Origin of the sequence: Mesorhizobium sp. M1348, assembly GCF_040317925.1 — a bacterium.
In the GTDB taxonomy this organism is placed as follows: domain Bacteria; phylum Pseudomonadota; class Alphaproteobacteria; order Rhizobiales; family Rhizobiaceae; genus Mesorhizobium.
The window spans coordinates 219,023-241,242 of record NZ_JAMYLH010000003.1; the positions used below are offsets into that span (position 1 = coordinate 219,023).

Consider the following 22,220-nt stretch of genomic DNA (forward strand, 5'->3'; position numbering starts at 1 on the left):
AATGCTCGGAAAATTGAGCTGGGACGTCATTCCGTTCGATCAGCCTCTGCCGATGATCGCCTCGGCGGTCGTCGCCCTGGCAATCCTCGGCGTGCTGGCCTGGGTCTTCCTGGCCGGCCATTTCCCCTATCTGTGGCGCGAATGGATCACCAGCGTCGATCACAAGCGGATTGGCGTGATGTACACGCTGCTGGCGCTGCTGATGCTGCTGCGCGGCTTCAGCGACGCCATCATGATGCGGTCCCAGCAGGCCCTCGCCTTCCAGGCGCCCGGCTATCTGCCGCCCGACCACTTCAACCAGGTCTTTTCCGCCCACGGCACCATCATGATCTTTTTCGGGGCGATGCCGTTCGTCATCGGCCTGATGAACCTGGTCGTGCCGCTGCAGCTCGGCGTTCGCGACGTTGCCTTTCCAACGCTCAACTCGGTGAGTTTCTGGCTCACCGCCACCGGTGCGCTGCTGGTCAACATCTCGCTGGTGATCGGCGAATTCGCGCGCACCGGATGGCTGCCCTATCCGCCGCTCAGCGAGACCGCCTACTCGCCGGGCGTCGGCGTCGATTATTATCTGTGGGCAGTGCAGATAGCGGGCGTCGGAACGCTGCTCACCGGCATCAATTTCGTCACCACGATCCTGAAGATGCGGGCGCCCGGCATGAGTTACCTCAGGATGTCGATGTTCTGCTGGACCTCACTCGCCGCCAGCTTGCTCATCGTCGCCGCGTTCCCGGTCCTCACCGCGACGCTCGCGATGCTGACGCTCGACCGCTATTTCGGCTTTCATTTCTTCACCAATGAAGCCGGCGGCAACATGCTGATGTTCGTGAACCTGATCTGGGCCTGGGGCCATCCCGAGGTCTACATCCTCGTCCTGCCGGCGTTCGGCATCTTCTCGGAGGTTATCTCCACGTTCTCCAGCAAGCCGCTGTTCGGCTACCGCTCGATGGTGGCCGCGACGCTGTTCATCTGCATCGTCTCCTTCATGGTGTGGCTGCACCACTTCTTCACCATGGGAGCCGGCGCCGACGTCAACGCCGCGTTCGGCATCGCCACCAGCATTATCGCTGTCGGTACCGGCGTGAAGATCTACAACTGGATGTTCACCATGTATGGCGGCCGCATCCGCTTCGCGACGCCAATGCTGTGGTCGCTGGGCTTCATGGTGACGTTCGTCATCGGCGGCATGACGGGCGTGTTGCTGGCCGTGCCGCCGGCCGATTTCCTGCTCCACAACAGCCTGTTCCTGGTGGCGCATTTCCATAACGTCATCATCGGCGGTGTGCTGTTCGGCGCCTTCGCGGGATATACCTACTGGTTTCCCAAGGCATTCGGCTTCCGGCTGCACGAGGGCTGGGGCAAGCTGGCCTTCTGGCTGACGCTGATCGGGTTCTACGCCACCTTCGTGCCGCTCTACGCTGTCGGCCTGCTCGGCATGACCCGCCGCATGCAGCATTTCGACGTGCCGGCCTGGTATCCCTGGGTGCTGGTTGCCGGCGCCGGCATGTTAATCACCACCGCCGGCGTGGTCGCGCAGATCATACAACTCGTCGTCAGCATCCGGCAGCGTGCGGCGCTTCGAGATGCCACCGGGGATCCCTGGGACGGGCGCTCGCTGGAATGGGCCACGCCCTCGCCGCCGCCGGTCTTCAACTTCGCCGCGCTTCCGCATGTCGAGGGCGAAGAGCCCTACTGGAACATCAAGCAGCGGGCACGCGAGCAAAACCGGCTGCGCGACGAGCCTGAATACGAGCCGATCGAGATGCCGCGCAACAGTCCCACCGGGTTCATCTGCGCCTTCTTTGCGACCGTGATGGGCTTCGCCCTCATCTGGCACATCTGGTGGATGGTGGCGCTCGGCGCGCTCGGCGCTTTCGCCACCTTCGTCATATTCGCGTGGCGCGACATCCCCGAATACGTCATTCCTGCCGCCGAAGTCGCCCGGATCGACCGCGCCAACCGAAGTGCCCGCCGCGAGGCGCTGGCCACTCATACGGGGCCAAGGCAATGACCGCGATCGACGTTCGAGAGCGTGACCCCTACCGCCTCGGCCATCGCAGCCACGGCCGTGCACCCAGCCACGGCGACAGCGGCCCGGCACCGATCCGGATCGTCGTGGGCTACGGCTTCTGGATCTTCCTCCTGAGCGACATCGTGATGTTCTCGGCCTTCTTCGCGGCCTACGCCGTGCTGGCGGGCAAGACGGCGGGCGGACCAAGCGGAGCCGAGCTGTTCGACCTGCGCAACGTCGCGATCGAGACGGCCGCTTTGCTGTTGTCGAGCTTTACCTGCGGTCTCGCCAGCCTCGCCGTGACAGCGCGACGAAGCTCCTGGTTCTATGTCGCGATGGCTGTCACCTTCGTGCTCGGCGCCACCTTCATCCTGCTCGAGTTGCGCGAGTTCGCGCATATGGTTGCCAGCGGTGCCGGACCGACACGCAGCGCTTTCCTGTCGGCGTTCTTCACGCTGGTGGGATGCCACGGCCTTCACGTCACGGCGGGGCTGCTGTGGCTGCTTACGATGATGGCGCAGATCTTCGCCAAGGGATTCCGCGACGATATTCTTCGGCGTTTCATGTGCTTCAGCCTGTTCTGGCACGCCCTCGACATCATCTGGGTCGCCCTGTTCACGGTGGTCTATCTCCTGGGAGCAAGTCGATGAGCAATGCGGACGATCGCCACGCGCAACGGCGCGACACCGATGGCCTGGAGCGCTACGACATCGATACGGCGCCGGGTGACGAATACCTCGGCGACACCGAAGTCGGATCCGGGTTACGCGGTTATGTGATCGGCCTTGGGCTGGCAACGCTGCTGACCATCGCCTCGTTCTGGTTGCCCGGAACGAACCTGATATGGGCACCCGGCATTCCGGTGGCGCTGGTCGTGCTGGCGATCGCCCAGATGGGCGTGCATCTCGTCTTCTTCCTGCACATCACGACGGGGCCGGACAACACCAACAACGCCCTGGCGCTTGCCTTCGGCGTGCTGATCGTTGTGCTGGTGATCGGCGGCTCGATCTGGATCATGGCCAATCTCGACCACAATTTGATGTCGATGAACGCGAACATGAACATGAACCGCTAGCGATTATTCCGGCCGTTGGCCGCAGTTCATGCGACAGCGAGCTCGGTCTCAAGCGGACGACCTCGGCCTCTCCCAGGGCGCGCGGCGCGGCCTCCTTGAGCACATCCATCTCCCTGTCTGAGGCTCCCGCATAAAAACCATGAGCCGCCGATGTTCCGATCGCCGCAACTCGGTCAAACCGGATAGCGCGCCGTTGCCCGGAACATTCGCCGAGGAAGCGGGTTTTTCGGTTCGGACGCATCGCCGCGGAAACGGCGATGGGCTCGGCAATGGGCGAAGGGCTCGACATGACCGGGCTAAGCGGTAAGCAACCAAGCGGGACGAAAGGTGTTGTGGTCGTATTCTCCGCGCCGGGCGGCGAGACCATCTACGCGCACGAATGGAAAACCGTCGCTGCCGTCGCGCGCACGATTGCAGCGTTGAAGGGATTTTCCTTCCGCCAGGGCCTGCGTGATGGCGGCGGTGACAGCGGCGGGCTGTATTTCGTGCCGGACGACAGCCTGCTTGCTGCCGATGCGGCCCAACTGGGCATCAACGGGCCCGACGACCTCTTCGGCGGCGTGGTGCCCTGGCGCCTCGCAACCACCAAGGCCATAACCCACGAGCTGGTGGACGGGTCGGCGGCACGGCCAAAGGAATGGCCCGCCGGCTTCGGCAGCGCCGTCGCCGCGGCCGTACTGCCCGGCTACACTGCATTTTCACGCCATGACGCGCTGCGCGCAGCGCAACGTCTGCTGGAGCTCGGGCTGGTCCGGTTCAAGCCACCGCGCGCTTCGCGGGGCCGCGACCAGCACACCGCCGCGACGGTCGGCGATGTCGAAAGGCTGCTGGACCAATATCCATCCTCTGACCTAAGCGAATACGGCCTTGTTCTCGAAACGCAGCTTCGCGACATTGTTACACTGAGCGTTGGCAGAACCACGATCGACGAATTGTCGGTCAGCTATTACGGCACCCAGCGGACGACGACCGACAACGACGGGCAGCCCGTTTACGGCGGATCCGATCTGGTTGTCGTGCGGGGCGGATGGGAGGCGCTGGATGAGCTGCGGCTATCTCCGGCGCTGGGTTTGGCTGTGGCGCAGGCGAGAACCTATGACGCAGCGATGGATGGTTATCCCGGATTCTTCGCCTCGCGACGCAACTACGACATCGGCCAAGGTGTCGATTCCTCGGGCATCTGGCGATCGGGTGTGCTGGAAGCCAGCTGGCGGATCGGTGGCAGCAGCAGCGCCGAGCTGGCAGCAATGGACGCCATGAAGCGCGATCCCGATATGCAGATCGTGCATGTCTCCGCCGTCAAGCAGTTCGGCAGCACTGCGCCGCTGCCGCTGAACGCAGACATCCATTTCCACGGGGAGGACCCCGAGGAGGGTCAAATCACGCGTTATACCATCGTCACCCAAGCGATCCGAGGGCCGATCGGGGACGCCGGCCGATCGTCATCTTAGGTCGAAGTGAAACACGCCTTTGGCAGGGAACATCCGCCAATGGCGTTCCACACTTTTCCTGGAATTGCTCTAACCGCGGCGGCAATTGAAGGTTCCGTGGCTTCGGATTTCGTTACCGCTACAGGTCAAGGGCGAAGATCACAGCCGCGCCTTGGTGGTGCGCGGCGTTGCCAGGAGCAGGCTTGTTTCACTGCCGGTAATTCCGGGGATCAGGCGGATACGTCTCAGCACCGCGTCGAACTCGCTCAGGGTCTGCGTTCCGAGTTCTATCACCAGATCCCAGCGGCCATTGGTGGTGTGGATCGTCGAGACCTCGGAGAAGCCGCCCAGCGCCCGGATGACGCGATCAGCGGCGTGGCCTTCGATCTCGATCATCATGATGCCACGCACGCGCTGATCGACCGCGTCGGCGCGCAGAATGACGGTGTAGCCGACGATGACGCCGTCCCTTTCAAGTCGCTCGATCCGGGACCTTACCGTTGCCCGAGAGACACCCAGGCTGATGGCAAGATCGGAAATGCTGCGCCGGGCGTCGTGCCGCAAAGAGGTGATGATCTGCTCATCGAGCTGGTCCATGATTGCTCACAACGGACGTAGATGATGCCACTATGGTAAGGCACTTCGACAAATTTGCCAATTTGACATGTTCATTCTGCCAGCGATGCCGGCTTCAATAGGGGCATCGTAATTGGTGGGGCATGAGCATGCATTGCACGATCGTAGGAGCACCGATCCAGGCGGGTTCGGGCCGCATGGGTTGCGAGATGGGGCCCAGCGCGCTGCGCACGGCCGGCCTGGCCGGCGCATTGACCGAACTCGGCCATACACTGACCGACCTCGGAACGATTATCCCTGCCGACATGTGCCCTGTCGTACACGGCAACGCGGCGGTGAAGGCGCTGCCGGAAATTGCCGCCTGGACGGCGGCGATCAGCGAAACGGCCTATGCGGCAAGCGCCGATGCGATGCCGATCTTTCTCGGCGGCGACCACAGCATTTCGGCCGGCACGCTCGCTGGCATTGCCCGCCGGGCGGCGAATGCCGGTCGGCCGCTCTTCGTGCTGTGGCTCGACGCGCACCCCGATTTTCACACGCTCGACACGACGACCAGCGGCAATTTGCATGGTGTGCCGCTGGCCTATGCCAGCGGGCAGCCCGGCTTCGAGGGCTATTTCCCCCGCCTTGCAGCGCAGGTGGATCCGGCTCGCATATGCGCGCTGGGGATCCGCAGCGTGGACCTGGCGGAACGGGAAGCGTTGCGCAGAGCCGGCGTCACGGTCCATGACATGCGTTCGATCGACGAGCACGGCATCGCGCAACTGCTTCGCGCGTTTCTCGAACGGGTGAGCGCCGCCAACGGCATGCTGCACGTCAGCCTCGACGTCGATTTTCTCGACCCGTCGATCGCCCCGGCGGTCGGCACCACCGTTCCCGGCGGCGCCACCTTCCGCGAGGCGCATCTGGCGATGGAAATGCTGCATGACAGCGGCCTCGTCACCAGTCTCGACCTGGTCGAGCTCAACCCTTTTCTCGACGAACGCGGCCGCACTGCCACGCTTTTGGTCGACCTGACCGCAAGCCTGATGGGCCGGCGGATCATGGATCGCCCGACGAGGGGGTTCTGAGCCATGACGGTGAATTTGAACATCGTCCCGTTCGTCAGCGTCGACCGCATGATGAAGCTGGTGCTTGCCATCGGCATCGAGCGCTTCCTGGTCGAGCTTGCTGCCTACATCGAAGAGGATTTCAGGCGCTGGGAGCTGTTCGACAAGACGCCGCGCGTCGCCTCGCACAGCGTTGACGGCGTCATCGAGCTGATGCCGACCAGCGACGGGCAGCTCTACGGCTTCAAATACGTCAACGGGCATCCGAAGAATACGCGTGACGGCCGCCAGACCGTGACCGCTTTCGGCGTGCTTGCCGATGTCGGCAACGGCTATCCGATGCTGCTTTCGGAAATGACCATCCTGACCGCGCTCAGAACCGCCGCAAGCTCGGCGGTCGCGGCGAAATACCTCGCTCCCGAGGCCGCCAGGTGCATGGCGATCATCGGCAATGGCGCGCAATCGGAATTCCAGGCGATTGCGTTCAAGGCGCTGCTTGGCGTCGACAGGCTGCGGCTCTACGATATCGACCCGGCGGCCTCGACGAAATGCATGAAGAACCTTGCCGGCATGGGTTTCGACATCAAGGTCTGCGCGTCGGCGCAGGAAGCCGTTGAAGGTGCAGAGATCATCACCACGGTTACCGCCGACAAGCGGTCGGCAACAATCCTGACCGACAACATGGTTGGATCCGGCGTGCACATCAACGCGGTGGGCGGCGACTGCCCGGGCAAGACCGAGCTGCATCGCGACATTCTGCTGCGCTCGGACATTTTCGTCGAATATCCGCCGCAAACGCGCGTCGAAGGCGAGAGCCAGCAGCTCGATGCGAATCACCCGATCACCGAATTGTGGCAAGTGATGACAGGAAAGGCAGCAGGCCGGACGGACGCAAGACAGATCACATTGTTTGACTCCGTCGGCTTTGCGATCGAGGATTTTTCCGCGTTGCGCTACGTCCGCGATCAGCTGCAGCGGACCGGCCTTTACGAGGAACTAGACCTTCTGGCCGATCCCGATGAGCCGCGCGACCTGTTTGGCATGCTGCTGCGCGCCGAAAAAGCGACCAGCCTGGCGGTTGCCGGCAGCTGAGCTGCGATCCCGTCGGTCAGTCCTTCTTTTCCTGATACAGGCGCTCGGTCGCACGCTCGCTTTCCCTGCGCTCCGCCGGGCCGCGACGGCGCTGCGTGAGCAGGGCGTAGGCGATCAGAATTGCCAGAAGCAGTGGACCGCCTGCAACAACGAGCAACCACAAACTATTCCCAGACATCGACCGTCTCCTTTCCCTCACAACCGGAAAGGACCCGAACCGTTCCTCCGTCTTGTCGGATGTCGCCCGCAGGACGTGGTGCGATTCAGGATTTTGTGCCTCGGGCAGGACGTTCCACGCCTTGTCTGCACTCAGGATGCGCTTATGTAACTCTTATCATTCGGTCACATGCACTCTCTGCGAAGTGAAGGGAACCACAAGGGCTTTCCAACATTTGGTTGTTCAAGAGACAAACGTGCAGCCACACCGGCTCCGGGGCTAGGAATACCATGCGTGAGAATCAATCCGACGTCTTCGATCTGTTTTCCGAGGTCTACAAGAATGCGGCGCAGGAGGAGATAAGCCTCCAGCAATATCTGCTTGCCTGCCGCGAGGACAAGTCGATGTACGCCTCGGCACCCGAACGGATGGTCGAGGCGATCGGTGAGCCGACCTTTGTCGATACCAGCAAGGACGAGCGGCTCGGCCGTATTTTTTCGAACCGGACGATCAAGATCTATCCAACCTTCGCCGACTTTTACGGCATGGAGGATACAATCGAGCGTATCGCCGGTTATTTCCGCTATGCCTCGCAAGGGCTTGAGGAACGCAAGCAGATCCTCTATCTCCTCGGCCCGGTCGGCGGCGGCAAATCCTCGCTTGCGGAGCAGCTGAAAAGGCTGATGGAGCAGCGTCCGATCTATACCCTGAAGGTCGGCGGCCAGGTCAGCCCGGTCTTCGAATCGCCGCTCGGGCTGTTCGATCCCGACCGCATGGGCGACCTTTTGGAGGACAAATACGGGATCGCCCGGCGGCGGCTGAACGGCCTGATCTCGCCCTGGGCGGCCAAGCGCCTCGACGAATTGTCCGGCGACATCTCCAAATTCAGCGTCGTCAAGCTGATGCCGTCCAGGCTGCGCCAGATCGGCATTGCCAAGACCGAGCCGGGCGACGAGAACAACCAGGACGTGTCGGCCCTGGTGGGCAAGGTCGATATCAGGCAGCTGGAAAACTTCAGCCAGTCCGATCCGGACGCCTACTCCTATAGCGGCGGGCTGAACCGGACCACGCAAGGACTGCTCGAATTCGTCGAGATGTTCAAGGCGCCGATCAAGGTGCTGCATCCGCTGCTGACCGCGACCCAGGAAGGCAGCTACAACGGCACCGAGAATTTCGGCGCTTTCCCCTATCAGGGCATCATCGTTGCCCATTCCAATGAATCGGAATGGCTGCAGTTCAAGAACAACAAGAACAACGAGGCGTTCCTCGACCGCATCCTGGTGGTCAAGGTGCCGTATTGCCTGCGCGTTACCGAAGAACGGCAGATCTACGAGAAGCTGTTGCGCGAAAGCGAACTGGCTAACAGTCCCTGCGCTCCGGAAGTGCTCGACATCCTCAGCCGGTTCACCGTCTCGACCCGCCTGGCCGAACACGACAATTCGCCGCTCTACACCAAGATGCGCGTCTATGACGGCGAGAACCTCAAGGAAACCGATCCCAAGGCGAAGTCGGTCCAGGAGTACCGAAACGCGGCCGGTGTCGATGAAGGCATGACCGGCGTCAGCACCCGCTTCGCCTTCAAGATCCTGTCGCAGACCTTCAACTACGACACCGAAGAGGTGGCCGCCGATCCGGTGCATCTGATGTACATCCTGGAAGAGGCGATCAAGCGCGAGCAGTTCCCGAAGGAAACAGAGGCGGACTATCTCGATTTCATAAAGTCGGAGCTGGCCACCCGTTATGCCGAGTTCATCGGCCACGAGATCCAGAAGGCCTATCTGGAATCCTACAGCGAATACGGCCAGAATCTGTTCGACCGCTATATCGCCTATGCCGATGCCTGGATCGAGGATCAGGACTACAAGGATACCGATACCGGCCAGATCCTCAATCGCGAGGTTTTGGACAACGAACTGTCGCAGGTCGAAAAGCCGGCCGGCATCGCCAATCCCAAGGACTTCCGTAACGAAGTGGTGAAGTTCACGCTGCGCGCGCGGGCCAGAAACCATGGCCGCAACCCGTCATGGACAAGCTACGAAAAGCTGCGCGAAGTCATCGAGAAGCGGATGTTCGGGCAGGTCGAGGATCTGCTGCCGGTGATCAGTTTCGGCTCCAAGCAGGACAGCGTGACGGAGAAGCGGCATACCGAATTCGTGCAGCGGATGATCCAGCGCGGTTACACCGAGCGCCAGGTCCGCCGGCTGGTGGACTGGTACATGCGGGTGAACAAGGCGGGTTGAAGCCAGCCGGGGTAACATATGCCGATCTTCATCGATCGCCGACTGAACCCGAAGGACAAAAGCCTCGGCAACCGGCAGCGTTTCCTGCGGCGGGCGCGCGAAGAGTTGAAGCGCACCATCCGCGATCAGATCCGCACCGGCAAGATCGCCGACGTGGATGCCGAGCATGCCGTTTCGATGCCGGCGCGAGGCACCGGCGAGCCGAGCTTCAACGATGCCAGGAACAGCGGCAGCCGCCGGCACGTCCTGCCCGGCAACAAGCATTTTGCTCCAGGCGACCGGCTGCCCAAACCCGGCCAGGGCGGCGGCATGGGATCAGCCCCGGGGAGAACCGAATCGGAGGACGATTTCCGTTTCGTGCTGTCGCGCGAAGAGGTGCTCGACCTCTTTTTCGAAGACCTCGAACTGCCTGATATGGTCAAGCTCAACCTGAAGGAGATCCTCGCCTTCAAGCCGCGCCGGGCCGGCTTCGCCGCGACCGGCTCGCCGACCAACATCAATGTCGGGCGCACGATGCGCAACAGCCACGGCCGCCGCATAGCGCTCAGGCGCCCCAAGCAGGAGGAACTCGACGCGATCGCGCAGGAGATTGCGTCGCTGGAGGCGAAGCCGCAAAACGCCGAGATACGCCAGCGCATCGTGGCGCTTCAGGAAGAGTTCGATCGGCTGGAGCGCCGCCGCAAGCGGATCGCCTTTGTCGATCCGGTCGATATCCGCTTCAACCGCTTCGACGCGCAGCCGGTGCCGAATGCCAACGCGGTGATGTTCTGCCTCATGGACGTGTCCGGTTCGATGGGCGAACGCGAGAAGGATCTGGCCAAGCGCTTCTTCGTGCTGCTGCACCTGTTCCTGAAACGGCGCTACGACCGGACCGAGGTGGTCTTCATCCGCCACACGCACGAGGCGCAGGAGGTCGACGAGGAAACCTTCTTCTACAACACCCAGAGCGGCGGTACGGTGGTTTCCACGGCGCTCGAGGAGATGCACCGCATCGTCGAGCAACGCTATCCCAGCCGCGAATGGAACATCTATGTCGCCCAGGCCTCGGACGGCGACAATTTCGTCACCGATTCCGAGCGCTGCATCGCACTTCTCGATGAACAGATCATGCGGCTCTGCCAGTATTTCGCCTATGTCGAGATCCTCGACGAGCGCGAGAGCCATATCTTCGGCGCTACCGACAACGGCACGTCGCTATGGCGTGCCTACAGTGCGGTCAAGCTGAGATGGTCGAATTTCCAGATGAGCCGCATCGCCACCGCGGCCGACATCTACCCGGTTTTCCGCCAACTCTTCGCCAGACAGCCGGGTTATCAAAAGAGCGGTGAAAGAGGGGGCTGATGGAGAGCAGATCCGGGCTGCTGTTTTCCGGTTCCGACTGGGATTTCAGGACGCTGTCGCGCGCCTACAAGACCATCGAGGCGATCGCCACCGAAGAGCTCCACCTCGACATCTATCCGGTACAAATGGAGATCATCTCGTCCGAACAGATGCTCGACGCCTATTCCTCGGTCGGCATGCCGCTGATGTACCGGCACTGGTCGTTCGGCAAGCACTACCTCTACCAGGAATTGCTCTATCGCAAAGGCGGGCGAGGGCTCGCCTATGAACTCGTCATCAATTCGAATCCCTGCATCGTCTATCTGATGGAGGAAAACACCATGGCCCTGCAGGCCCTGGTGACGGCGCACGCGGCACTCGGCCACAACCATTTCTTCAAGAACAATTATCTGTTCCGGCAGTGGACGGACGCCGGCGCCATCCTCAGCTATCTGGACTTTGCCAAGGGCTACATTGCCCGCTGCGAGGAGCGGCATGGCGTCGATGCGGTGGAAGAGATCCTCGATGCCGCACATGCGCTGATGGAACAGGGCGTGTTCAGATATCACCGGCCGCCGAAGCTGTCGTCGGAAAAGCAGCGCGAGGGCCTTCGCGAGCGCCTGGAATACGAGGAGCGCTCCTACAATGATCTGTGGCGCACGCTGCCGCCGTCCAAGGACGGCACCAAGGTCCGCGAGACGGACACCGTGGCGGAGCGCAAGAAATCGCTCAAGCTGCCCGAGGAGAACCTGCTTTATTTCCTGGAGAAGAACAGCCTGATCCTGGAACCATGGCAGCGTGAGGTCGTCCGGATTGTCCGCGTCATCGCGCAGTATTTCTATCCCCAACGGCAAACGCAGGTGATGAACGAGGGCTGCGCCACCTTCGTGCATTACACGCTGATGAACCTTTTGTTCGATCGCGGCCTGATCGGCGAAGGTGCCATGCTGGAAATCCTGCGCAACCATTCGAACGTGATCTTCCAGCCAGGGTTCGACGATCCGCGCTTTTCCGGTATCAACCCTTACGCGCTGGGTCTCGACATGATGCAGGACATCCAGCGCATCTCGACCGCGCCGACGGCCGAGGACCGCGACTGGTTCCCCGATATCGCCGGCAATGGCGACTGGCGCCAGACCTTGCTGGACGCCTGGGCCAACCATCGCGACGAGTCCTTCATCCGCCAATATCTGAGCCCTACCCTGATACGGAAATGGCGGTTCTTTGTCCTTGCCGATGCCGCCAACGACCCCCATTACGAAGTCGCCTCGATACACAATGAGCGCGGCTACGAGAGCGTCCGCGCCGCACTCGCCCACAGCTACGACATCGGCGCCAGCCGGCCGGACATCCAGGTGGTGGACGTGGACCTGCTCGGCGACCGGCATCTGCGCCTGCAGCACAAGGTCAAGGACGGCATCGTGCTGGAAGGCGGCAGCCGCGACGCCACGCTGCGCCACATCCGCAAGCTCTGGGGCTACGAGGTCAGCATGGTCGCGGTCGACGCGCAGACCGGCGCCACGCTCCACGAACGGTCTACCAGCCAGATCGGGGAATGACCCGACCGGCTTGCCGGCGACGTCGGGTGTCATAGCCTTTACCGGATCACCAACGACCCTATCTACGCGCGCACCTTGGCATGATCGGGAGCAGGAACATGCGCGCATTGATGATCGCCACCCTTCTTCTGGTCGCCGTCTCGATGGCGCTCTCGCTCGCGCACGCACTGGAATTGCCCGGCAAGTTGCGTCTCAAGGAGGCCACCTACAGATCAGTGCAGGCGATCTACTATCCCGGCTTCACGATCGGCGGGTTCGCCGAGATCGGCGGCATCATTGCACTCGCCGTCCTGCTCTACCTGACGCCCTATCCAAGCGCCCGATTCTGGTGGACCTTGGCGGCGCTTGTCTTCTTGCTGGCGGAGCATGCGACCTATTGGTTGGTCACGCATCCCGTCAATAATTTCTGGGTGCAAGACACTGCCATGCCGAAATCAGCCGCGACGTTTTTTTCAATGTTCTCTCGAAAGCAGACCGGCGACTGGAGAGATTTGCGCAACGTCTGGGAGGCTTCGCATGTCGCCAGGGCAGGCCTCGCGATGCTGAGCCTAGTCTCAATTGCTGTCGCCGCGACATTTTTTGCCGAATAGCGCCGAGGAGATCAAGACGGCGTCCTCGTTCGCCAATTTGCGGCTACGAACGCTGCATCCGTCAGATCAGAGAACGGACCCGGCGCCGTATTGTCTTAACGTCAAGCGATCCGGCCGTTCAGCGGTCGGCGCGATGCTTGTTGTGGGCGCTTTCCTGGTGCTCGCCGCGGATGATGTTGCGATCGTCGGGATCGGCAATATCCTTCGGGTCCGATCTGAGCTCGGCACCGCGCCGGAACGCCTCGCGCTCTTGCCTGGTCTTTTTCAAATCCGCTTCGGCGTCGAAATCCTTGCCGGCGTTTTTCGTGTTCTCGCGCTCTTCGATGATGCGCAACTGCTGCTCATGAGTCTTTCTTCCGGCCATCGGCGACCTCCTTCTTTCTATTTTCCGCTTCCCAAGCTGCTAAAGCCCGAAAGGATAGGTCTCGGGAAGGCCTGTCCCCGCATGTTCCGGCCCAAGCGGCGTCACGGCACTGGTTTCATCGAACCAGACGAAAGCATCGAACTGGCGGGCGAGCGAGGCATCCGCATAGTGGCTGTGCAACTCGGTCTCGGGCCGGTAGATGACGCCGATAAAGCGCTCCAGCCGGCGCTCGAGAAGCCGTTGGCGCAGCGTGTCGTCGCGCTCGAAATCGAGAAGGAAAGGCGAGACGCCGCTGTCGTGGCAAAGCCGCTCATAGCTGTCGTTGTGGGAAGGCCGCACCAGTTTCACTTCCATGTCGCCGTCCCAGTCGGTCGCCGCGGCCACCGTCCCGGAATGCGTACTGAGCCCAATCAAGCCAACCTCGTCGCCAAGACGCTGGCGGCAGAGCTGGCCGATGTTCACTTCGTCCCTGACGATCCCCATCTCGGTGTAGCGAGCATCGCCGATATGGGAATTATGTGCCCACACCACCGCCTTGGCATTCGGGCCGCGGGCCTGCAGCAGGTGCTCCAGCGTTTCGAACATGTGGGTGTCGCGCAGGTTCCAGGATTGCGCGCCGCCATAATACATGGTGCGGTAATAGCGCTCGGCGGCGGCGACTAGGCGGGCGTTCTGGGTGGCGTCGAGGAAATCGATACCGTCCTGCTGCGCATAGTCGAGCTCCCTGGAAAGCAGTTCCCGGCATTGCTCGAGCACGGCCTTCTCGCATTTCTGGTAACCGGAGGTGAGTGCGACACGGCCATAAGTGGCCGGGTCGTTCTGCCACGGCGTCAGGCAGCCATAGCGTTCGCGCGCGATCCTCGCCGCCTGCGGATCGACCCGGTCGAGATATTGCAGGACCGCCGCAATCGATCCGCCCATATTGTAGATGTCGAGGCCATAGAATCCGGCCCGCCGGGAGGATATGCTGATCCGCTCATTACGCACTCGCATCCAGTCGACGAACGCCGCGACGTCGGTGTTGCGCCACATCCAGGTGGGAAAGCGCTGGAACGGCGGCGCCGCGCCCGGCCGCGGCGGCCGATGGCGGACGTAGCGGTCGATCGCCGCGGCATCGGGCCAGTCGGCCTCCACCGCGACGATGGTGAAGCCATGCTTCTCGATCAGCCTGCGAGTGATCGCGGCGCGCGCACGGTAGAACTCCGACGTACCGTGACTGGCTTCGCCGAGCAAGACGACGCGGCGGTCGGCAAACCGGTCGAACAGCGCACCGAAGGCCGGATCGTCGAAATCCGGAAGCGGTTCGGCTGCGGCCGCTATCATCTGCGGCAGGCTGCTCCTGCGCTGATGCCGGTGCGGAAGATCGGCCGCTATTTGGCTGTCGCTGCCTGGCTCGCCCCAGCCTTGCTCGCCGATCAGCGGAACAAACCGCACGCCGCCGAAATCCTCCTCGGTGTAAGTTGCTGCGCCGGTCCGGGTGACCTTGAGCAGCCGCTGCGCGTCGAATTCGTCGCCGACCGGGATGATAAGCCGGCCGGCGACGTCGAGCTGTTCTTGCAGAGCGAGCGGTGCGCCGGGTCCAGCGGCGGCAACCAGGATCGCATCGAAGGGCGCCGCTTCGGGCCAGCCCTTGGTGCCGTCGCCAGTGCGGACTTCGATATTGTCGTAGCCAAGCTTTTTGAACCGTTGCCTTGCCGTTTCAGCCAACGCGGCGTGGCGCTCGATCGTGTAGACGCGTTCGACGATGCGGCTCATTACGGCAGCCGCATAGCCGGAGCCGGTGCCGACCTCGAGAACATGGTCACCAGCTCCGATCTCCGCCATTTCGATCATGAACGCAACGATAAAGGGCTGCGATATCGTCTGACCTTCGGCGATCGGCAGCGGCCCATCCTCATAAGCGAACTCTTCGAAGCCCGGATCGACGAAAGCCTCGCGCGGAACCTCCCGCATCGCCTGCAGGACATTGCGGTCGCGAATGCCACGGCGGCTTAGGTGGACGTCCACCATACGATCACGGGCATCGGAGAGATCGAGCATTTTTTGCTCCTTTTGCAGACCCCTCCGCCCCAATGAGCCAAGCGTCCTCAAGGGCAACTAGGTTCATGTCCCGTACGTCCCTGGAATTGCGGTCCCGTGAATTCCTGGATTACGCACGTCTCTCTAACCGTTGGCGAGCCTCGAGGTTCCCAAGTGACCGATCGGCTTTTGCTGGCGAGGGGCAGCGCCCGCCCAAACTTATTTCGAGGCAAATCCTTTCTCCGAGGCGACGCCACTCCAGATACCGACGGACGAGGGTATTCCGGAGGCATTTCCATGAACGACGAGGCCCGCACCACTGCGCAGACAACCGGCCTTGACCAGATCGATCTGATGGACCGCTACTGGCGCGCCGCGAACTACATCTCGGTTGGCCAGATCTATCTGCTCGACAATCCGCTCTTGCGCGAGCCTTTGCGGCCCGAGCACATCAAGCCGCGGCTGCTCGGCCATTGGGGCACGACGCCCGGCCTCAATTTCATCTATGTGCATCTGAACCGGATCATCCGTGAACGTGGTCTCGATGTTCTGTTCATCTGCGGGCCGGGTCACGGCGGCCCGGCAATGGTCGCGAACACCTGGCTCGAGGGCACCTACAGCGAGATCTATCCCGAGGTCGGCGGGGACGAAGACGGCCTGCGAAAGCTGTTCCGGCAGTTCTCGTTTCCCGGCGGAGTGCCGAGCCACGCGGCTCCGGAGACGCCCGGCTCGATCCACGAAGGCGGAGAACTCGGCTATGCGCTGGTTCATGCCTTCGGCGCCGCCTTCGACAATCCGAACCTTGTCGTTGCCTGCGTCGTCGGCGACGGTGAAGCCGAGACCGGCCCGCTCGCCGCGGCCTGGCATTCCAACAAGTTCCTGAACCCGGCATCCGACGGTGCCGTCCTGCCGATCCTGCATCTCAATGGCTACAAGATCGCCAGCCCGACGATCCTCGGCCGCATGGAAGACGAGGCGTTGCGCAGCCTGTTCCTCGGCTATGGCTACGAGACCTTCTTCGTGGAAGGTCATGAGCCTGCCGCGATGCATCGGGAGATGGCCCGCACGCTCGATACCGTGCTCGACCGGATCCACTCCATCCAGGAGCCTGCACGAGCCGCGGGCTGGATGGGAGAGCGGCCGCTGTGGCCGATGATCGTGCTGCGCAGCCCAAAGGGTTGGACCGGGCCGAAAGAGGTCGACGGCAAGAAGGTCGAGGATTTCTGGCGCTCGCACCAGGTCCCGGTGTCGAACGCACGCGGCGACGCGGCGCACCGCCAGATCCTCGAAGACTGGATGCGCAGCTACGAACCGAAGACGCTGTTCGACGAAGGCGGGCATCTCCTGGCGGAACTCGCGGCGCTGGCGCCTACGGGGTCAAGACGCATGGGCGCAATCCCCTACGCCAATGGTGGCCTGCTGAAACAAGACCTTGTGCTTCCCGACTGGAAAGGCCTCGCGCTCGACGTACTGCGTCCGGGCGGTACTGTTGGGGAGGCGACGCGGACCGTCGGAAGCTATCTTCGCGATGTGATCCGCTTGAACGCCGATGCCAGGAATTTTCGGCTGATGGGACCGGACGAGACATCCTCCAACCGCCTCGACGACGTGTTCGAGGTTACGGACCGCGTCTGGATGGAGCGGATCGAGCCTTACGACGTCCATCTTTCCCGCGACGGCCGCGTCATGGAGGTGCTCAGCGAGCACCTTTGCCAAGGCTGGCTGGAGGGCTATCTGCTGACCGGCCGCCACGGCCTGTTCTCGTGCTACGAGGCGTTCATCCACATTGTCGATTCCATGGTCAACCAGCACGCCAAATGGCTGAAGACCTCCGGCGAACTTGCCTGGCGCAAGCCGATCGCCTCGCTCAACTACCTGCTGACCTCGCATGTCTGGCGGCAGGATCACAACGGCTTCAGCCATCAGGACCCGGGATTTGCCGATTTCGTCGCCAACAAGAAGGCCGACACGGTCAGGCTCTATTTCCCGCCGGATGCCAACACGCTGCTGTGGATCACCGACCATTGCCTGAAAACCTACAACCGCATCAACGTCATCGTCGCCGGCAAGCAGCCGGCGCCGCAATGGCTGTCCGCCGAAGACGCGGAAGCGCACTGCAAGGCCGGTGCGGGCATCTGGGAATGGGCCGGGACGGTTGCCAAGGGCGAAGATCCGGATGTGGTCCTGGCCAGCGCCGGCGACGTGCCGACACTGGAGACGCTTGCCGCAGCCGACATCCTGCGCTCAGGCATTCCGGACCTGAAGATCCGCGTCGTCAATGTCGTCGACCTGATGATTTTGCAGTCGAATTCCGAGCATCCGCATGGCTTTGCCGATGACAGATTCGACGCCCTGTTCACCAAGGCCAAGCCGGTTATCTTCGCTTATCACGGCTACCCCTATCTCATTCACCGTCTGACCTACCGGCGCGCCAACCACGACAACATGCATGTGCATGGCTTTCGCGAGGAAGGCACGACGACGACGCCGTTCGATATGGTCGTGCTCAACCAGCTCGACCGCTATCATCTGGCGCTCGCCGCGATCGCGCGCGTGCCGGGGCTGGCCGAGCGGGCGAAGGAGCTTGCCGCGGCGCTGCATGGGAAATTGGCTGAGCACAAGGCCTATGTCCGCGAACATGGCGAGGACATGCCCGAGATCCAGAAATGGTCCTGGCCACAGGACAGCGCGACGAAGGCCGGCGATTGATGCGACGATCGATCCTTGCGTTGAATGCCGGCTCGTCGAGCATCAAGTTCAGACTTTACGACCTTGCAGCATCCGCCGAGCTGGATCTTGCCTCGCGCGGTTCGCTGGATCTGGGCGACGCGCCAAGGCTGACCGCGAAAGCCGCCGATGGGGCGGTGCAGTGCGATCGGCCACTTGCCGCAGACGCATCACGCGACATGGGCATCGGCCAGATGCTGCAATGGATCGAGAACGAACTTGGCGGAAGGAAACTGATCGCCGCCGGCCATCGCATCGTCCATGGCGGACGCGAGTTCGTCGAACCTGTCCGCCTGATGCCGACAGTTATCGAGGCTCTCGACAGGCTGACCCCGCTTGCGCCACTGCACCAGCCGCGCAGTCTCGCACCAATCCGGGCGCTTGCTGCGCTGCGGTCGGACCTGCCGCAGGTCGGATGTTTCGACACGGCCTTCCATCGGACCATCGAGCCTCTGGTCAGCCGTTTCGCACTGCCGCGCCGCTATGAGGCAGACGGCATCCACCGCTACGGCTTTCACGGGCTTTCCTACGAATATGTCGCCGGCCGGCTCAAGCAGATATCGCCCGATCTGGCGGCGAAAAGAACCATCGTCGCCCATCTCGGCAACGGGGCGAGCTTGTGCGCCATGCGCTACGGGCGAAGCGTCGATACTACTATGGGCTTTTCGGCGCTTGACGGCCTGGTCATGGGCACACGCTGCGGCGCCATCGATCCGGGCGTGCTTTTGTACCTGTTGTTGGAAAGAGGCGTTTCGGGAGAGGCGCTGCAAGACATGCTCTACGAGGAATCCGGCCTGCTCGGCGTGTCCGGCATTTCCGGCGACATGCGCACGCTGGAGGCCAGCGACGACCGCCGGGCTCGCGAAGCGGTGGAGCTTTTCGCCTTCCGCGCCGCCCGGGAGGTTGCCGCCCTCGCCAACACGCTGGGCGGGCTGGAATGCCTGGTGTTCACCGGCGGCATCGGCGAGCACTCTGCCCCGGCCCGCAAAGCGATTTGCGGGAGGCTTGGCTGGCTCGGCGTGGCGATCGACGAGGCCGCCAACAGCTCCCATGCCGCGCTCATCAGCCAGGCAGACAGCAAGGTCGAAGTCCGCGTCGTGGCGACCGACGAAGAAGGTGTCATCGCCCGCCACACCCGCAAGGTGATGGAGGAGCCCGGCTGATGCGGATGGCCTTGAGTGGCGGCGCCTACGACCGCACTGGTCGAGCGGCTACGCCGCTAGCGCGGCCGATCTGTTGAACACAATGGTCACCCGCGTTCCTTTGCCAGGGGTCGAATCCACCTCGAACCGGGCATTGGCATTTTCGGTCAGCGATTGCGCGATCAACGCTCCGAGCTTGCCGGGTTTCGGCCAGGTCTCGCCTTCGGGCAGCCCGATGCCGTCATCGGCGACTACGATGCGAAAACCGTCGCCATCGACGACGCTGCGCAGCGTGATCGTCCCGCCTTCGCGGCCCAAAAGGCGTGCTTCAGCGCGTTCGTCAAAAGCTCATTGAGGTCACTCGCCAACTGCGAAGTCCCGGCGCGGCCACGCATGGCGGAGAGCCGAGATGATGGTTGGGAAGCGCCTGAAGGCTCAGCTCGAATGGCTCTGCTCGACCAGATGGAATTTATACCGGTCGCGAATATGCGCGTTGAAGAACCGGCCCTTTGACGAGGCTTTGCGGAATGCCGCGTGCACCCGCGGCGGCACGTCCTCGTAATCATAGCGGTTTCCGCTCGGGACGAACCATACGGAGAGTACCCTCGTCGCCGGCTGGTAGTCGATGTTTCTGATCGCAGTTGAAGGCATCCTCGACAGGTCCAATGCTCGGCAGTGCTCCATTCCATGCCGTCGTGTGAATAACCCTGCACGGAGAGCGAGGTTCCTTGCTGCCGAGGCAGCCTTGCCGCTACGGGCCGGCTTCACCAAATACGGTTGATGCCGTCGCTCAAGACATCGGCTGCAGCCCGCCAGGGCGATCTCTTTGCCGCCATCGACGACCTGCCGGAAGGATTTCACTACCGGCCCGAACTGATCACGCCGGACGAAGAAGCAACGTTGGCGAGCCAGCTCGCAACCCTGCCATTTCAGGCCTTCGACTTTCACGGCCATCTGGCAAACCGTCGGGTGGTCGGCTTCGGGCTGCGTTACGACTACGACCGGCTCGAAGTCGTCGAGGCACCGCCGATACCCGGCTTTCTGCTGCCGCTCAGGGAAAAGGTTGTAGCCTTTGCCCGCCTGCCGGCCGAAACCTTCGTGCAGGTGCTGATCAACGAGTACCGGCCGGGCGCCGGTATCGGCTGGCACCGCGACAAGCCTCATTTCGAGGCGGTCGCCGGCGTTTCGCTGCTAGCCGCCTGCAGCTTTCGCCTGCGCCGGAAAAATGGCACGCGATGGGATCGCAAGACCGTCACCGTCGAGCCAAGATCGGCCTATCTGATGACGGGTGCTGCGCGCAACGAATGGGAGCACAGCATTCCACCGGTTGCCGAGCGCCGCTATTCGATCACGTTGCGCACGCTGCGACCGCAACGCGCTTAAAGCAGGGCGGTGAGGAAGCCCAAGCGATGCCCTAAGGACCAGGCTGAAACAAGTTCATCCGTCGCCATGCCGACCGGCAAAGTCCGCCAACATGGCGCGCTGGCCTTTCAGGATCTTGAGGTTGGCTTCAGGCAGGGAGAACCAGCCCGCTCTGTCGACTTCGGCAAATTCCTTCATCGAGCCGGACCTTGGCGGCCATTCCATGACGAAGGTGTTGCTGCTGATGGCGTCGCTGTCGAAATCCGCCTCGACGCACCATGCGATGACGAGCTTGCCGCCCGGCTGCCGGTAGCTGCCAAGGTGTTCGAAAACTCCATCGATGGCGATGCCGAGTTCCTCTTCTGCCTCGCGTTTGGCCGCCGCCAGCTCGTCCTCGTTCTCGTCGACCAAGCCCTTCGGGATCGACCATGCGCCGTCGTCCTTCTTCGCCCAGAATGGGCCGCCCGGATGCACCAGCAACACCTGAAGTGAACCTCTGCTTTGGCGATAAATGAGCAACCCTGCGCTGCGTTTGGCCATTCCGCTATTCCCCTGACGAAAATGAAACGAACGTTCTCGTCCGGGCCGGCGTATGGAGCAGCCTGCCACGGCGGAACGATTTCCGCTCGCAGCCGTTCCGTCCGTTCGGCAAATGAGTGATTGACATGGCGACGCCGCGAGCTGCCTGGAAGGGCTTTATGAAAGTCGGATCGGTTTCCTGTGGCGTCAAGATCATCGGCGCCGTCAGCGAGGCCGAGAAAGTACATTTCAGGATCCTGAACCGCAAAGACGGTCTCCCGGTCAAGAGCGCCTATATAGACGAGGAGACCGGCGACACGGTCGAGGCGGCCGAGCAGGTAAAGGGCTACGAGGTCGAAAAGGGCGAGTTCATCCGCATTGAGCCGGACGAAATCAAGAAACTGAAGATGGTATCGCAGCATACGCTCGAGATCGGCGAGTTCGTGCCCGCCGCCGAAATCGACGCACGCTACCTCGAAAAGCCCTATTATCTGGTCCCGGCCGATGCGCCCTCCACGGAGGCGTTCGCGGTGATCCGGGACGCCATGGCCAGGAAGAAAGTGGCAGCTCGCTCCTGCGTCGTGCTGTACCAGCGTGGCCGAGAGGTGCTGATCCAGCCGCTGGGCAAGGGCATGGTGATGACTGAATTACGCAACCACAATGAAGTGGTCGCGGCGGACGCGGTGTTCGAAGGGCTGAAGGCTCGCAAGGTCGATCCCGAGATGCTGGAAATCGCGCAATTGCTAGTCGACAAGAAGCCGGCCAAATTCGACCCGTCGAAGTTCGAAGACACTTATGAACAGGCGCTGGTTGCGATGATCGAAGCCAAGCGCAAGGGCAAGAAACCGCCCAAGCCGGCACCCGAGCCGAGGACGAACGTCGTCAACCTCGCCGATGTTCTGCGCAAAAGCCTGGCGCAGGAAGGCGGCAAGGCTCCCAGCAAGAATCCGAGAACGGCCCCGAAACGCAAATCGGCCTGAATGTCCGAAAG

20 protein-coding genes and 1 pseudogene are annotated in these 22,220 nt (G+C 62.4%); 14 read left to right on the forward strand and 7 right to left on the reverse strand.

Annotated features, from left to right (window positions below; translation table 11 throughout):
- The first annotated feature begins 1 nt into the window (after position 1).
- The 4 genes from cyoB to NKH13_RS08130 all read left to right on the forward strand — a co-directional run bounded on the left by cyoB (position 2) and on the right by NKH13_RS08130 (position 4,534).
- The gene (gene cyoB, locus NKH13_RS08115) at positions 2–2,008 is read left to right on the forward strand and encodes a cytochrome o ubiquinol oxidase subunit I (protein ID WP_352911993.1); all 2,007 of its coding nucleotides are present in this window, start codon (positions 2–4) and stop codon (positions 2,006–2,008) included.
- Entirely contained in the window at positions 2,005–2,658 is a 654-nt protein-coding gene (gene cyoC / locus NKH13_RS08120) for a cytochrome o ubiquinol oxidase subunit III (RefSeq protein WP_352911996.1), read from the forward strand. The genes cyoB and cyoC overlap by 4 nt, the downstream gene beginning before the upstream one ends.
- Positions 2,655–3,083, forward strand: coding sequence for a cytochrome o ubiquinol oxidase subunit IV (gene cyoD, locus NKH13_RS08125; protein WP_352911999.1), 429 nt, complete (start codon positions 2,655–2,657; stop codon positions 3,081–3,083). The genes cyoC and cyoD overlap by 4 nt, the downstream gene beginning before the upstream one ends.
- Before the next feature lie 257 nt (positions 3,084–3,340).
- Complete coding sequence (locus NKH13_RS08130) at positions 3,341–4,534, forward strand: DUF3182 family protein (protein WP_352912002.1); 1,194 nt, start codon at positions 3,341–3,343, stop codon at positions 4,532–4,534.
- 138 nt (positions 4,535–4,672) lie between these two features.
- Here the strand turns inward: NKH13_RS08130 and NKH13_RS08135 are convergent, their stop codons facing one another.
- Positions 4,673–5,110, reverse strand: a complete 438-nt coding sequence (locus NKH13_RS08135) for an Lrp/AsnC family transcriptional regulator (RefSeq protein ID WP_292655471.1) — start codon at positions 5,108–5,110, stop codon at positions 4,673–4,675.
- A gap of 128 nt (positions 5,111–5,238) precedes the next feature.
- Between NKH13_RS08135 and rocF the strand changes: the two genes are divergently transcribed.
- Entirely contained in the window at positions 5,239–6,159 is a 921-nt protein-coding gene (gene rocF / locus NKH13_RS08140) for an arginase (RefSeq protein ID WP_352912006.1), read from the forward strand.
- 3 nt (positions 6,160–6,162) lie between these two features.
- On the forward strand, positions 6,163–7,230 hold the full coding sequence (gene ocd, locus NKH13_RS08145; protein WP_352912009.1) for an ornithine cyclodeaminase: 1,068 nt from the start codon (positions 6,163–6,165) through the stop codon (positions 7,228–7,230).
- A 16-nt stretch (positions 7,231–7,246) separates the two neighbouring features.
- On the opposite strand, the gene NKH13_RS08150 is transcribed toward ocd, so the two are convergent.
- Positions 7,247–7,408: a hypothetical protein gene (locus tag NKH13_RS08150; protein ID WP_292655465.1), complete on the reverse strand. Its 162-nt coding sequence runs from the start codon at positions 7,406–7,408 to the stop codon at positions 7,247–7,249.
- A 269-nt stretch (positions 7,409–7,677) separates the two neighbouring features.
- Between NKH13_RS08150 and NKH13_RS08155 the strand changes: the two genes are divergently transcribed.
- The 4 genes from NKH13_RS08155 (at position 7,678) to NKH13_RS08170 (ending at position 13,096) form a co-directional block, all read left to right on the forward strand.
- Entirely contained in the window at positions 7,678–9,627 is a 1,950-nt protein-coding gene (locus NKH13_RS08155) for a PrkA family serine protein kinase (RefSeq protein ID WP_352449545.1), read from the forward strand.
- A gap of 18 nt (positions 9,628–9,645) precedes the next feature.
- Positions 9,646–10,968 (forward strand): YeaH/YhbH family protein, encoded by a 1,323-nt coding sequence (locus NKH13_RS08160; RefSeq protein WP_352912013.1) that lies wholly within the window; start codon positions 9,646–9,648, stop codon positions 10,966–10,968.
- Positions 10,968–12,506, forward strand: a complete 1,539-nt coding sequence (locus tag NKH13_RS08165; protein ID WP_352912016.1) for a SpoVR family protein — start codon at positions 10,968–10,970, stop codon at positions 12,504–12,506. Before NKH13_RS08160 ends, NKH13_RS08165 begins: the two co-directional genes overlap by 1 nt.
- Positions 12,507–12,604: 98 nt before the next feature.
- Positions 12,605–13,096: a DUF1772 domain-containing protein gene (locus NKH13_RS08170; RefSeq protein WP_352716251.1), complete on the forward strand. Its 492-nt coding sequence runs from the start codon at positions 12,605–12,607 to the stop codon at positions 13,094–13,096.
- Positions 13,097–13,214: 118 nt separating this feature from the next.
- Here the strand turns inward: NKH13_RS08170 and NKH13_RS08175 are convergent, their stop codons facing one another.
- Positions 13,215–13,460 (reverse strand): hypothetical protein, encoded by a 246-nt coding sequence (locus tag NKH13_RS08175; RefSeq protein WP_352716249.1) that lies wholly within the window; start codon positions 13,458–13,460, stop codon positions 13,215–13,217.
- A 39-nt stretch (positions 13,461–13,499) separates the two neighbouring features.
- Complete coding sequence (locus NKH13_RS08180; RefSeq protein WP_352716247.1) at positions 13,500–15,500, reverse strand: protein-L-isoaspartate(D-aspartate) O-methyltransferase; 2,001 nt, start codon at positions 15,498–15,500, stop codon at positions 13,500–13,502.
- A gap of 276 nt (positions 15,501–15,776) precedes the next feature.
- Here NKH13_RS08180 and NKH13_RS08185 point away from each other — a divergent pair, with 276 nt between their 5' ends.
- Positions 15,777–18,188, forward strand: a complete 2,412-nt coding sequence (locus NKH13_RS08185) for a phosphoketolase family protein (protein WP_352912020.1) — start codon at positions 15,777–15,779, stop codon at positions 18,186–18,188.
- Positions 18,188–19,369: an acetate/propionate family kinase gene (locus NKH13_RS08190; protein ID WP_352912213.1), complete on the forward strand. Its 1,182-nt coding sequence runs from the start codon at positions 18,188–18,190 to the stop codon at positions 19,367–19,369. Before NKH13_RS08185 ends, NKH13_RS08190 begins: the two co-directional genes overlap by 1 nt.
- 48 nt (positions 19,370–19,417) lie before the next feature.
- On the opposite strand, the pseudogene NKH13_RS08195 reads toward NKH13_RS08190, so the two are convergent.
- Positions 19,418–19,704, reverse strand: a pseudogene (locus tag NKH13_RS08195) (ATP-binding protein); the annotation flags it as partial.
- Positions 19,705–19,783: 79 nt separating this feature from the next.
- A complete protein-coding gene (locus tag NKH13_RS08200; RefSeq protein ID WP_352912024.1) occupies positions 19,784–19,999 on the reverse strand; it encodes a KTSC domain-containing protein in 216 nt (71 codons plus the stop codon).
- Positions 20,000–20,128: 129 nt separating this feature from the next.
- Here NKH13_RS08200 and NKH13_RS08205 point away from each other — a divergent pair, with 129 nt between their 5' ends.
- Positions 20,129–20,731 (forward strand): alpha-ketoglutarate-dependent dioxygenase AlkB, encoded by a 603-nt coding sequence (locus NKH13_RS08205; protein ID WP_352912027.1) that lies wholly within the window; start codon positions 20,129–20,131, stop codon positions 20,729–20,731.
- A 54-nt stretch (positions 20,732–20,785) separates the two neighbouring features.
- Here NKH13_RS08205 and NKH13_RS08210 read toward each other — a convergent pair whose 3' ends face one another.
- Positions 20,786–21,250 carry an NUDIX hydrolase gene (locus NKH13_RS08210; RefSeq protein ID WP_352912030.1) on the reverse strand — a complete coding sequence of 155 codons (465 nt, stop codon included), beginning with the start codon at positions 21,248–21,250 and terminating at the stop codon, positions 20,786–20,788.
- A gap of 125 nt (positions 21,251–21,375) precedes the next feature.
- On the opposite strand from NKH13_RS08210, the gene ku reads away from it, so the two are divergent.
- Positions 21,376–22,209, forward strand: coding sequence for a non-homologous end joining protein Ku (gene ku / locus NKH13_RS08215; protein WP_352912033.1), 834 nt, complete (start codon positions 21,376–21,378; stop codon positions 22,207–22,209).
- The last annotated feature ends 11 nt before the right edge of the window (positions 22,210–22,220 follow it).

Excerpts from the sequence above, each read along its gene's own strand:
- NKH13_RS08185 (WP_352912020.1), top strand. The coding sequence starts at position 15,777 with ATGAACGACGAGGCCCGCACCACTGCGCAGACAACCGGCCTTGACCAG.
- NKH13_RS08160 (WP_352912013.1), top strand. The coding sequence starts at position 9,646 with ATGCCGATCTTCATCGATCGCCGACTGAACCCGAAGGACAAAAGCCTC.
- NKH13_RS08155 (WP_352449545.1), top strand. The coding sequence starts at position 7,678 with ATGCGTGAGAATCAATCCGACGTCTTCGATCTGTTTTCCGAGGTCTAC.
- cyoC (WP_352911996.1), top strand. The coding sequence starts at position 2,005 with ATGACCGCGATCGACGTTCGAGAGCGTGACCCCTACCGCCTCGGCCAT.
- NKH13_RS08165 (WP_352912016.1), top strand. The coding sequence starts at position 10,968 with ATGGAGAGCAGATCCGGGCTGCTGTTTTCCGGTTCCGACTGGGATTTC.
- NKH13_RS08190 (WP_352912213.1), top strand. The coding sequence starts at position 18,188 with ATGCGACGATCGATCCTTGCGTTGAATGCCGGCTCGTCGAGCATCAAG.
- NKH13_RS08210 (WP_352912030.1), bottom strand. The coding sequence starts at position 21,250 with ATGGCCAAACGCAGCGCAGGGTTGCTCATTTATCGCCAAAGCAGAGGT.
- cyoB (WP_352911993.1), top strand. The coding sequence starts at position 2 with ATGCTCGGAAAATTGAGCTGGGACGTCATTCCGTTCGATCAGCCTCTG.
- NKH13_RS08135 (WP_292655471.1), bottom strand. The coding sequence starts at position 5,110 with ATGGACCAGCTCGATGAGCAGATCATCACCTCTTTGCGGCACGACGCC.
- NKH13_RS08205 (WP_352912027.1), top strand. The coding sequence starts at position 20,129 with ATGCCGTCGCTCAAGACATCGGCTGCAGCCCGCCAGGGCGATCTCTTT.
- NKH13_RS08130 (WP_352912002.1), top strand. The coding sequence starts at position 3,341 with ATGGGCTCGGCAATGGGCGAAGGGCTCGACATGACCGGGCTAAGCGGT.
- NKH13_RS08200 (WP_352912024.1), bottom strand. The coding sequence starts at position 19,999 with ATGCCTTCAACTGCGATCAGAAACATCGACTACCAGCCGGCGACGAGG.
- cyoD (WP_352911999.1), top strand. The coding sequence starts at position 2,655 with ATGAGCAATGCGGACGATCGCCACGCGCAACGGCGCGACACCGATGGC.
- rocF (WP_352912006.1), top strand. The coding sequence starts at position 5,239 with ATGCATTGCACGATCGTAGGAGCACCGATCCAGGCGGGTTCGGGCCGC.
- ocd (WP_352912009.1), top strand. The coding sequence starts at position 6,163 with ATGACGGTGAATTTGAACATCGTCCCGTTCGTCAGCGTCGACCGCATG.
- ku (WP_352912033.1), top strand. The coding sequence starts at position 21,376 with ATGGCGACGCCGCGAGCTGCCTGGAAGGGCTTTATGAAAGTCGGATCG.
- NKH13_RS08150 (WP_292655465.1), bottom strand. The coding sequence starts at position 7,408 with ATGTCTGGGAATAGTTTGTGGTTGCTCGTTGTTGCAGGCGGTCCACTG.
- NKH13_RS08180 (WP_352716247.1), bottom strand. The coding sequence starts at position 15,500 with ATGCTCGATCTCTCCGATGCCCGTGATCGTATGGTGGACGTCCACCTA.
- NKH13_RS08175 (WP_352716249.1), bottom strand. The coding sequence starts at position 13,460 with ATGGCCGGAAGAAAGACTCATGAGCAGCAGTTGCGCATCATCGAAGAG.
- NKH13_RS08170 (WP_352716251.1), top strand. The coding sequence starts at position 12,605 with ATGCGCGCATTGATGATCGCCACCCTTCTTCTGGTCGCCGTCTCGATG.